Origin of the sequence: Humidesulfovibrio sp., assembly GCF_035560995.1 — a bacterium.
In the GTDB taxonomy this organism is placed as follows: Bacteria; Desulfobacterota; Desulfovibrionia; order Desulfovibrionales; family Desulfovibrionaceae; genus Humidesulfovibrio.
In genome coordinates, this window is sequence record NZ_DATMYK010000022.1 from 1 (window position 1) to 12,355 (window position 12,355).

A 12,355-nucleotide genomic window follows, 5' to 3' on the forward strand; every position below is an offset into this window, starting at 1 on the left:
GCCTGGGCCCGCTCGGACTCCGTGACGAAGGGCGTTGCCGCCTCGATCCAGGCGGCGGCGTCTCCGTCCAGGGCAATGCCGACGCAGGCGACCGTCCCCTCGCGCGGGGGGGGAGGCAGCAGCGTGGGGAATGCGTGGGGATGCGCCATCTCAGCCGGAGGGGTCAAGCGTTCGGGAAATATGGTCCGCCAGGGTCCGCCAATGGTCCTGCAGGTAGAAATGATCGCCGGGGAACACATGGAGGCGGAATTCCCTGCTCGTCAGTCGCCGCCATTGCCGCGCCTGCTGTTCGGTCACCGTGTCGCGGTCGCCCAGGAACACGGTGATGGGCACCGGCAGGGAAGCGATCGGGGTCGGGTTCCATGCCTCAAGCGCCGCAAGGTCCGCCCGGAGGATGGGTTCAAGATACTTGAGAAATTCCTGGGAAGCGGCGATGGGTTCCGGCAGCCCGCCCATGACCGCCACGCGGTCCCACAGGGCTTGCGAGGGCAGCGAGGCCAGGGCCGGGGGGCGGCACTGCTCCCAGTCCACCGGCGCGGCCGCGGCGGAGAGGAACAGCGCCCTTGGCGGCGGCAGGCCGTCCTCCTGGGCCCGGATGGCGCACAGCAGCGCCAGCAGGGCGCCCATGCTGTGCCCGAACAGCGCATACGGAGCCTGCGGCGCCATGCGGGAGCACAGGTCCCTCGCCATGGCCTCCATGCTGGTGTGCAGCGGCTCGCGGTGGCGCCTGCCTCTGCCCGGCAGTTCCAGCGGACGGCAGACGACTGTGGCGGGGAGCTGCGCGCCCAGCGTGGCGTAGAAGGCGGCGTTGCCCCCGGCGTGGGGAATGCAATAGAGCGTCGCGGCCGCGCCCTCGGCCGGGGCGCTGGCCCTGGCGCGCAGGGCCGCGGTGGTCACACCGTCACCCACCCGGCGTTGTCGTCCAGCTCCTGCATGATGATGCGCGAGGCCTGCTCCGGGTGGCCGATGCGGGCGTGCATCTGCTTGAGGACGATCTGGTTGCCGGCCATGCCGCAGATTTCCAGTTTTCCTATGTCGTGCCCGATGATGTATTTGAAGCGCTTGCCGTAGCCGTTGAGCATGGCCCGCGCCGCGTCCACGATCTCGACGCCCTTTTTGAGCGGGATCTGAAAATGGTGGCGCACGCGGGAAACGGGCATGCACTGGTAGAGATAGTACGGGTTCACGCCGATGGCGAGAAGCCCCTGCATCAGGGCGGCGATGTCCTGGGCCGTGTCGTTCACCCCGCGCAGCAGCACCGCCTGGTTGTTCACCGTGGCGCCGCACAGCCGGAGCCTGCGCACCGCCTCCGTCGAGAGCGGCGTTATTTCGCGCGCGTGGTTGAAATGCGTGGGAATGTAGAGCGCCTTGCGCTCGTTGAATGCGCGCAGCAGGCCGAGCAGCTCCTCGTCGAAAAGGCGCAGCGGATAGGTGACCGGGGTGCGCGTGCCGATGCGCACGAAGTCCACGTGGCCGATCTCGGCCAGACCCTCCAACATGGTGCGCAGGGCGGGAGTGGAGAGCATCAGCGGGTCGCCGCCGGAAAGGATGACGTTGTTGATCTCCGGGTGCGCGGCGATGTAGCGCAGGGCTCCGGAAAAATCCCTTGGGGCCTGGCCGCCCGGCTTGCCCACTATGCGCCTGCGGAAGCAGTGGCGGCAGTGCATGGCGCAGCACTCGGTGACGACGACGAGCGCGGTGTAGTCGTACTTGTGCAGCACGCCGTTGCCCTTGTCGTGTTTGTCGTCGCCATAGGGGTCAGCCGTGGTCTCGCCCATGGCTCCGGCCACGACAAGCTCCTCCGCGCCGGGGAAGCACATCCGACGTATGGGGTCGCCCGGATCGCTCCAGTCGATGAGACTCAGATAGTATCTGGGGATATTGATGGGATGAAGCTGCGCGACCTCGCGCAGCTTCGCCTCCTCTTCCGGGGCAAGCCGCGCATGTTCCTTGAGCTGGTCGATGGTAACGACATTGTTGGCGAGCTCTTGTTTCCAGTCGAGCTGCGCCCAATCCATTTCGCCATTCCCCACAGCTTCCTCCTTATACTCTGCAAGGCATGCGGCATCCGCCGACAGAGCACGCCTACCGGCCTGGGGCTTAAAGCCTGCGGGCGGGGTTGACTCTCCAGGGGGGTGCGCGCAGACCGGCGTCTGCGCCTCCATGAAACCGGCAGGCACGCTGATGGCCGTGGAGGGCGGAAGCGCTGCCGGAGCCGTGAGGCCCATGCGGGAAATGACTCCCACACAAAGGCTTGGATAGCTCACACGAACATGAAAGTACAGCACCAAGCGATAGTTAGCCTTGCCAACCGGTCATTGGATGCGGTATTTGTTGCTGTATGGACAAGCCACAGATGAACGACGCCGAGGCGGCCAGCGAACGGCCGGAAACGATTCCTTTTAACGCGTTTCAAAAAGAGCTGTGGCTGGGTTGCCAGACCTCCCTCACGGATTATGCCGAGACATCCACGCGCGGCATCTTCCGCGTTGCCCGGAACGTCTCGCCGGAGGTTCTGCGCGAGGCGGTCCGCGTGGTCCTGCGCCACATGCCCCTGCTGGGGGCCACCATGCGGCAGGACGGGGCCGAGCCGTGCTTCGAGTTCGGCGCGCCCCGCGACATCGACCTCCGCGCCCTGGACCTGCGGGACGACCCGGACCGGGAGGCGGCCCTTCTGCGCTTCGCCGAAGCCTTTCTCGACGAGTCCGTGGACGAGCAGTTCGTCCGTTACGCGCTCATCCGCATGGCCGAGTCCGAATGCGTGTTCCTGTTCAAATGCTCGCACCTGGCCCTCGACGGGCTCGGCTACTTTTTCCACGTGTCGTTCCTCACGGAGGTCTATTCCGCGCTGCTGCACGGCGAACCCCTCGAACTGGGCGCACCGTGCTCCCTGCTTGAGCAATACGAGGCGGACGAGGCGTACCGCATCTCGGAGCGGGCCAAGAAGGACGTGGCGTTTTGGGAGAAACACCTGGAACGGCTGCCGGAGCGGCGGATATTCCGCGCGCTGCCCGGCCGGCCGGACATGCTCGGCGACTCGCGGCACAAGAAATATGTGCTGTCCGAGGAGACCTCCCAGGAAGTCGCCGACATTCTCGCCCGGCGCGGCATAGGGCCGGCCGCGTACTTCACGGCCCTGCACGCCCTCGTCGTTTCCCACATGTGCGACGAGAAGGACCTCGTCATTCAGACGCCCATCGCCTTCGGAGAGCGCAAATCAAACCGCAGACGGCAGGGCGTGCGCATGGCCACCCCGTCCCTTTTCCTGGAGATGGGCCAGTTCGAGAGCTTCGCGCAACTGCTGGAGGCCGTGGGCAAGCAGAGCGCGGATTTCTTCCGGCACGTGCGCACGCCGTTCCAGCTGGCCATGCGGCGGCTGCCGGACAAGAACCTCGCGCACATCGCCGATACGTTCATCAACTATCTGCCGGGCCGACCCCTGGGCACCCCGGACTTCCCCATCGTCTGGATCGACCAGAACCACAGCGCCAAGGAACCGGTCCTGCTCGGCGCGCTGGTGATGGAAGAGTGCCTGACGCGGCAGTATGCCCTGCTGGTGCGCAACAGCCGCAACCACCTGTCCGACCGGGATGTCGACCGGTACGTGCGGCGCCTTGAGCACCTGACGCATCAGCTGGCGTCCGGCGCCGAGCTGCCGCAGCTTGACTATCTGCTGGACGAGGAGAGGCGGGAGCTGGAGAGCTGGGAGGCGGGCGAGGTCCGGCCCTACCCGGTGGCCAGCCTGCCCGCGCTGTTCGACGAGAAGGCCGGGGCCTTCGCCGGACGGGAGGCCGTGCGCGACGAGCACGGAGCCTCGCTCACCTATGCCCGGTTGCGCGAGAATTCCTTGCGCTGCGCCTCCTGGCTGGCGGCGCAGGGCGTGGGCAAGGGCGACGTGGTCGCCGTGCTGGCCCGGCGCACGCTGCACCTGCCGGAGATCGTGCTGGGCATACAGCGCCTCGGCGCGGTGTACCTGCCCGTGGACCCCAAGGCCCCGGCGGAGCGCACCGCGTTCATCCTGGCCGACTCCCGCGCGGCGGCGACAGTCGATTCCGCGGCGGCCGCCCACGCCGACTTCCCCCTGGCGCAGTTGCCGCAAGGGCCGGAACCCGGCGACGGAGCCTATCTCATCTATACTTCCGGCTCCACGGGCAAGCCCAAAGGCGTTCTCGCTCCGCACGGCGGCTTCGTGAACATGATCCAGGGCCAGATCGAGGTCTTCGGCGTGGGGCCGGAGGATCGTGTCCTCCAGTTCGCGCCGCCCATCTTCGACGCGTCCCTTTCGGAGATGTTCATGGCCCTGTTCGCGGGGGGCTGCCTGTGCCCGGTGGGCGAGGAACTGCGCAACGAGCCCTGGTCGCTCAGGCAATACATGGCGGACAACGCCGTCACCGTCGTCACCTTTCCGCCGTCGTATCTGCGCCTGTTCGAAGGAGAGCCCTTCCCGGCCTTGCGCGTGCTCATCACCGCAGGAGAGCCGCCCGTGGCGGCCGATGCCCTGCACTACGCGGGCGCGCTGCGCTATTTCAACGCCTACGGCCCCACGGAGACTTGCGTTTGCGCCTCCATGAAGCGCGTTGCGCCGCAGGAGCCCCTGCCCATCAGCTCCGGCCGCCCCATTCCCAATGCCCTGGCGCGCATCGTGGACCGCCAGGGGCGGGCCAGGCCCGCGGGCATGGTCGGCGAGTTGTGGATCGGCGGGGCCAGCGTGGCTCTGGGCTACCACAACAACCCGGAGCTGACGGAGCGCCGCTTCCGGCCGCTGCCGGGCGAGAACGGCTCCGTGGCCTACGCCACCGGCGACCTGGCCCTTTGGTCCGAGGCGGGGGAGCTGCTGCTGGTGGGCCGCGCCGACGACCAGGTGAAGATCCGGGGCAACCGCGTGGAGCTGGGCGAGGTCACATTCCTGCTGGAGAGCTGCCCCGCTGTGCGCCAGGCGGCCGTGCTCGCCTTAAGGGACGCCTCCGGCCAGTCGGTGCTGGCGGCGTTTCTGTTGCTGCGGCCCGAGGCTGGGCCTGGCGCGGGGGCCGGCGCGGGATTGGAAGCGGTGGCTGTCTGGAGCAGGGAGAACCTGCCCGCGTACATGGTCCCTTCCGCCTGGCACGTGCTTGAATCCATGCCCGTCACCCGCACGGGCAAGGTGGACCGCGAGGCCCTGCTGAACATCGCCCGCAGTCCGGCGCGGACCAGGGAGCAGGAACGCGCCGTGGACCAGCGGCTGCTGGACATCTGCGAGGGCGTGCTCGGCCGGTCCTATGACCCGGCGGCGAACTTTTTCGATCAGGGCGGCAACAGCCTGCTCGCCATGTCGCTGTTGCACCAGCTGCGCGCCCAATACTCTGTGGACCTGGCCTTTCGGGACTTCGTGGTCTGCGAGAACCTGTTCGACGTCGAGGCCCTGCTGCGCGGGCGCGCGGAAAAGGCCGCGCCGCGGCAGTGCGCCACCGCGCCCCTCAGCCGCGGGCAGTTCCGCATCTGGGCGCACCAGCAGGCAAAGGCGGGCGCCATTGATTACAACATGCCCCTGCTGCTTGAGGCCGAAGGGGACGGGGCGGAACGTTTTGCGGCCGCCCTGCGCGAGGCCGTGGAAGATCAGGAGCTGCTCACCAGCGCCGTGGCCGGAGACATCGACGCGCCGCACTTCGCCAAATGGCCGGGCGCGCGCATTCCCTTGTCGGAAGCGGTTTTCCCGGATGCAGCCTCGGCCATGGCGCATTTCGACGCGCTCATCCACACGCCCTTCGACCTGCGCGGCGAAGCCCCTGCCAGGATTGTCGTGGCCAGGGTCGGCGACCGGGTGCAGGTGCTCCTGCTGATCCACCACCTCGTGGCGGATGGCGAGGCCTTGGACATCATCGTGCGCAACGCCCTGGAGCGGCTGGCTGGCGGTCGCCCGCCCAAAGGCTCCCTGGCGGTGCAGGCGGAATTCTGCCGCCGCGAGGCGGAGTACCTGGGTTCGGAGGCGGCCCGCGCCGACGCCGAATATTGGCGCAGGATTTTTGCGCCGCCCCTGCCCCCGCTGAACGCCACGCCCACGCCGGAACGCAGGGGGGCCATGGCGGTTCTGCCCCTGCCGCCGGAGGTGGCGGCGGGCCTCGAAGCCCAGGCCAAGGCCAGCGGCGTCACCGTGCTGGCCTGTTTCGTGGCGCTGCTGGCCCGCTTCCTGTGCCGCAGCCATGGCCGGGAGGAATTGCTTCTGTGCCTGCCCGTGGGCCTGCGCGAGACCGGCGAGGAGTACCGCACGGCGGGCTATTTCGTCAGCACCGTGGCTTTGCGGCTGCGCGCCGACGTCGATGCCCGCGCCGTGGCCCGACAGCTGCGCGAGGCGCTGCCCCATAGCCGCCATGTGCTGTCCGAAACCGCCCCGGATTTTCTGGCCACCCACGCCCACACGGAGCCGCTGGCCGCGCCGGGCTTCGCCTTGCGGCGGCTCGCGCCCCGGTTGCGGGCCAGCAAGTTCACGGGCAGCTTCCTGCTCCAGACCGGGGAAACTCCCTGCCTGGTGCTGGAGCACGACGCCACCTTCATTCCCGACGGCGAGGCGCTGCTCGGCGAGTTCCTGCGCCACATGGCGGCGGCCCTGCCTGCCGCCGGGGCCCCCCAGGCTCCGAGAGTCCCGCGCGCCCTGCTCGCCGACGCCTGGACCGCCATCCTGCGCACCGGGCCGGAGGAGTGCGACGATTTCTTCCGCGCCGGCGGCGACTCCATCAAGGCCATCCAGATCACCGGCATGCTGCACCGGAACGGTCTGACGGTCCTCGGCGCTCCGGACTTTTTGCGCACGCCCTGTTTCGCGGAGCTCTGCGCCATGCTGGAAGGGGCCGCCGGGCAGGCCGCGGCCCTGGCGGCAGAGCCCTTGACCCCCGGCGCCAGCGTTCCCCTGCTGCCCATCCAGAAGACCTTCCTGCGGGACCACCCGGAGCATTGGAAGATCTTCCACATGCTGCTGCCGCTCAAGCTCGGCCCGGGCGTGCCCACCGAGGACGCGGAAGCCTGGCTCAAGGCCTTGCCGGAGCGCTTCCAGGCCCTGGGGCTGGCCTTCTCGCCCGAGGGCGCGGTGGTGCTCGAACAGCGTCAGGAGCCTGTTCTGACGCGCCGGGACTTTCCGCCCGCCATGCCCCACGCGGACATGCTGCGCGCCATGGCCCGCGAGCTTGCCCCGCAGGTGGACCCGGAGACGGGCCGGACCCTGGTTGCCGGGCTGGCCACGCGCGGGGCCGAACGCATCCTAGTTCTGGTGGGGCACCATCTGACCCTCGACGTGCTCTCCCTGGACATCCTGCAGGGAGACCTGGAGAGGTTCCTGCACGGCGAGCCCAGCGGCGAGTCCTGCGGCATGGCCACCCGGGCGGTGGAAGTTCAGCGGTTTGTGGATGCCGGCGCCTTCCCCACGGCCGAACAGGAGGCCTTCTGGGAATCCGTGCTCCGCACTCCGGCCGGGGGGCTCTCGGCCCTGCGTCCGCAGCCTGCGGCTTCCAGGCTTACGACTTCCCGCGTGCGGCTGGCCGGCTTCCGGGCGGAGCTCTCGCCGTCGGTGTTCAGCGATCTGCTTACCGCGCTGGCGGTGGCCCTGGGCCGGGCAGGCCAGCGCGAGGCCGTGCTGGTGAGCCTCAAGAGCCATGGCCGGGACGGACTGCTGCCGGGCCAGGACCTGAGCCGCAGCCTGGGCTGGTTCACGGCCCTGTGCCCCATGCCGCTGGCCCCGGCGGCTGCATGCGCAGAAGTGGACGAGGGAGTGCGCGCCTTCGTGCGCGATGCTTTCACCCCCCTGTCCTGCAACGCTTACGGCTATCTGCGCCAGCGCGATCCGGACCGTTTCGGCGCGCGGCCTCAGGTGGGGTTCAATTACCTCGGAGTCCGGGAAGAGGAACAGACAGAGGGCGACGTGGTTCCGCTGCTCTCCCTGGCCGCGCCCGGCGACATCTCGGAACTGCTCCACCCGGACTTCCAGCCGGACTGCGCGCTGGATCTTACCGCCTGGCTGGACGCCGCAGGAGAGCTGCACCTGCTGGCCTACTATCCCCCCTCCGCCCTGCCGGAGACCTGGGCCGTGGACCTGCTGGAGGCCTGGGCCGAGGCGGTGCGCACCCTGCCCGCCTACCGGCCGCCCCTGCCGGAGGAAACCCTGTCCGCCATCCTGTCGGCCTGCGCGTGCAGCCCCGATGAAATCGAGCGCATCGCGGAGCCGTGGCCCAGCCACGAGCCCATGCTCTACCAGAGCCTCAGGGCGGACGACGGCGTCTACACGCAGCAGATCGCGTTCCACTTCGGCGGCGGCATCGACGAATTCCAGCTCATGCGGGCCTGGGGCGCGGTGGTCGACCGGCACGAAAGCCTGCGCATGCTGTTTCCCATGCCCTTTCCGGGCGAGTTCCACCGCGTGGTGCTGCGCAGCGCCAGAACAAGCGCCGAGTACCATGACCTTGCACACCTGCCGGCGGACGCCGCCCGGATCGAGGCCGACGCGTTGCTGCGGACCCAGCGGGACAAGGGTTTCGACCTTGGCCGGGGGCCTCTGCTGCGCGCACAGTTCATCCGCCTGGACCGGGATACCCTGGTCCTCAGCTGGTGCTTCCACCATCTGCTCATGGACGGCTGGTGCATCGGCATTTTGCTGGAGGAGCTTTTCGCCGCCTACGAGCGCCTCGCCGGACGGCCCTCGCGGCCGCTGGCCGCGCCCTTCGCCCTTGCGGACTACGAGCGCTGGCGCTGCCGCTTCGACGCCTGCGACAAGCCCGCCGCCAAGGCTTACTGGGCGGCGCTTCTGGACGGCTTCACCCCTCTGACGGGCGTGGCCGGTCAGTCCCGCCCGAACGCGTCCGGCGGCGATCCGCAGACGCGGACCCTGGCCCTGGACGCGGAGCTGGGCCAAGGGCTCAAGGCCGTTGCGGCGGCCCACGCGGTCACCCTGTCGGCGCTGTTCCAGGCGCTCTGGGCCCTTGTGCTCAGCGCGGAAAACGGCGGCCGTCGGGATGTGGTCTTCGGCGTGGTCAGCTCCGGCCGGCCTGGGGAGCTGGGCGGCGTGGACCGGGCCGTGGGGCTGTTCATCCAGACGCTGCCCGTGCGGGCGCGCTGGACCGCTGAAAGCGCCTTTGGCGAGCTGCTGGCCGGGCTCAAGGAGCAGAGCCTGCAGCAGATGCGGCACGGCCACCTGCCCCTGGCCGAGATCGGGGGCACGCTGCTGGACCATCTGCTGGTCTTCGAGAACTATCCCTTCGAGTCGCCCTTCGGCCAGGGCGGGCCGAGGCTGCTGGAAGTGGGAGGCCATGAGAAGCTTCCGTATCCGCTCGGCATCACTATTATTCCAGACGAAAGGCTCGTGCTGCGCTTTTTGTACGATCCCGAGGTCTTGCCTCAGGCCCGCGTGGCCGGTCTCATGGACCGGCTGCATGCGGTTCTGCGCGCGGCGGCGGCGGACAAGGACATTTCCTGCCAGGGGCTGGAAGCGGCGCTGGCCGCCATGCCCGCCGCCGAAAAGCGCCCCGGCGCACCCGCTGGAACGGTCGTCAAGCCATCCGCGAGCGGACCGTCTGCGAGCAGGCCTCCTGCGGCAGCGCCCCTGCCTGGGGGCGCGAGCGCACCCGGCGATGTGGAGGGCGTGGTCCGCGAGATTTACGCCGCCGTGCTCGGACATCCCGACCCGTCGCTCGATGCGGATTTTCATCTGCTGGGCGGGCACAGTCTTTCGGTCATGAGCGTCATGGCGCAAGTGGCCAAAAGGCTGAACGTGCGGCTCGGCGTCGACGACATCTTCGCCAACCCCACGCCGCGCAGCCTTGCGGCGCGCATCCGGTCCGTAGCCGCGGGGTCCGTAGTCGCAGGGGCGGCCGCCGCGGGCGCCGTCAGCATCCCGCGCGTGTCCCCGGAGGGCAGCCATCCGCTGTCCGCAAGCCAACGGCGCATCTGGTTTCTGCAACGGCTGCACGCGGACAGCCGCGTCTACCAGATTTCCTTTGCCGCCAGACTGCGCGTGCCCGTGGACAAAGGCGCGCTGCAAGAAGCGTTGCTTTTGCTCGAAACCCGGCACGAGGCTCTGCGGCTACGCATCTCTGCGGATGCGCCGGAGCAGCGGCTTGTGCCGCCCGGCGGCTTGCGGCTGGAGTATCACGAAGGCCTGTGCCCGGAACTTACGCATGGCCCCTCGCCCATGCCTCTGGGCCTGGACCAGCCCCTGGTGCGGGCAGCCCTGTACCGCCAGACCGAAGGCGACTTCATCCTGTACTTCAGCGTCCACCACATCGTGTTCGACGGGTGGTCGGCGGCCATTGTCATGCGCGAATTCAACCAGGCATATGCCGCCGCGCTGCACGGCGCCACGCCGGCCTGGGCGCCCCTTGAACTGGACTACCTGAGCTACGCCGTGTGGGAGCACAAGCAGGAGCCGGAGGGACTGGACGCCCTGCGCGACGCCCTGTTGCCCCTGCCGGAGCGGCTGCGCCTGCCCCTGGATTATCCCCGGCCCGCCATGCGCAGCTACGCCGGGGCCGTGCAGACGTTCCAGCTGGGCAACAGCCAGGGCCGCCAGTTGAAGGCCCTCGCCAACGCCGCAGGGGTGACGCTGTTTCCGGTGCTGGTGGCCGTGGTCAACGTCTTCCTGCACCGCCACACAGGGCAAAGCGACATGATCGTGGGCTGCCCGGCGGCCAGCCGCGTCCTTCCGCAGACCCAGAACATGGTCGGCCTGCTCGTCAACACCCTGGCCATCCGCACGGTTTTTGACCCGGAGGCGGGCTTCGGTGATTTGGTGCGCGCGGCGGACGCCGCCCTGAGGCGCGCCCTGGGGGCGCAGGCCTGCCCGTTCGAAAAACTGGTCGAGGCCCTGGGTGTGGAGCGCGACCTTTCGCGCAATCCGCTGTTCGACGTGTTCGTGGCTCTGGAAGGCGCCGAGTGGACCAGCTCCGACCAGCCTCCTCTGCACATGGTGCCCCTGTATCTGCCGCATGATCGCAGCAAGTTCGACCTGAGCTTCTATTTCCGCGAAGTGGAGCCCGACACCTACGAAGTGCATCTGGAATACAGCACTGAGCTGTTTTCCCAGGCAACCGCCCGGGCCATGTGCGAACGGCTGTCCACGCTCATTGACGCTGTGCTCACACAGGAGGCGGTTCCGGTTTGCGGGCTGGGCCTCCTGCCGGAAGCCGAGCAGGCGCGTTTGCGCGGCTTCAACGACACGGCCGAGCCGCTGGACATCGAACGCCATGTGGACAGCCGCTTTGCCGAGCAGGCGCGCAAAACGCCCGCCGCCGCCGCCATCCTCGCTCCTTCCGGCCAGTCCTGCGGCTATGTGGAGTTCGAGGCCCTGGTGTCCGCTCTTGCCGCACATCTTGCCGGGCAGGGCCTTGGCCGGGGCGACTATGCCGCCGTGTGTTTCGAACGCTCGCTGGACATGATGGCCTGCGTCTTCGCCGTCATGCGCCTGGGCGCGGTTTACGTGCCGCTTTCCCTCAACCTGCCGCAAGCGCGTCTGCGCTCCATCTTCGAGGACCTGGGCCGGTGCGCGGTGATCTGCGCCCCGGAACGCGCCGAGCTGTTCGCCGCCTGCGGGCAGCGTGTGCTCGCGCCCGATCTGCGCGCCCTGCCGCATGCAGGCGCGGGCGCCGACGCCGGGGGACGGGGCGTCATCGCGCCGGACGACGTGGCCTACGTCATCTTCACCTCCGGCTCCACCGGGCGGCCCAAAGGCGTGCAGATAGAGCACCGCAGCGTGTGCAACCGGCTTTTGTGGATGCAGTCGCGCTTCCCCATCGGCCCCGGCGACGTGGTGCTGCAGAAGACCACCGCGACCTTCGACGTTTCCGTCTGGGAGCTGTTCTGGTGGTCCTGGACCGGAGCGGCCCTTGCGCTGCTGGAGCCGGGCGGCGAGGGCGACCCCGCCCGCATCGTCGAGGCCGTCCAGGCCCGTGGGGTCACGGTGCTGCACTTCGTGCCCTCCATGCTGCGCGTGTTTCTGGATCATCTGGAAGCCAGGCCGGAGGAGATCCCCCGGCTGTCCTCCCTGCGCTATGTGTTCACCAGCGGCGAGGCCCTGCCCAGAGAGCTGGTGGCCCGCTTCAACACCCTGCTGCGCGCGGAATTGCACAACCTCTATGGCCCCACAGAGGCCACGGTGGACGTGTCCTGGCAGCCCTGCCTGGAAACGCCTCCGCATACCGTGCCCATCGGCCGCCCCATCAGCAACACCGGGCTGCACGTGCTGGATGCGCGCCTGCATCCCGTGCCCATCGGCGTGGCCGGAGAGCTCTGGATAAGCGGCGTGCAGGTGGCGCGGGGCTACGTGAACCGGCCGGAGCTGACGGCCGCGAGCTTTCTGCCCGACCCCGCGGTTCCGGGCGGGCGCATGTACCGCACCGGGGAC

General features: G+C 69.0%; 3 protein-coding genes. 1 reads left to right on the forward strand and 2 read right to left on the reverse strand.

Annotation, left to right across the window (positions count from 1 at the left end; translation table 11 throughout):
- Positions 1–150: 150 nt before the first annotated feature.
- Entirely contained in the window at positions 151–897 is a 747-nt protein-coding gene (locus tag VN419_RS00685) for a thioesterase II family protein (RefSeq protein ID WP_325643379.1), read from the reverse strand.
- Positions 894–2,018: a KamA family radical SAM protein gene (locus tag VN419_RS00690; RefSeq protein WP_325643381.1), complete on the reverse strand. Its 1,125-nt coding sequence runs from the start codon at positions 2,016–2,018 to the stop codon at positions 894–896. The genes VN419_RS00685 and VN419_RS00690 overlap by 4 nt, the downstream gene beginning before the upstream one ends.
- A 338-nt stretch (positions 2,019–2,356) precedes the next feature.
- Here VN419_RS00690 and VN419_RS00695 point away from each other — a divergent pair.
- A partial coding sequence (locus VN419_RS00695; RefSeq protein WP_325643383.1) for a non-ribosomal peptide synthetase occupies positions 2,357–12,355 on the forward strand: 9,999 nt, incomplete at its 3' end.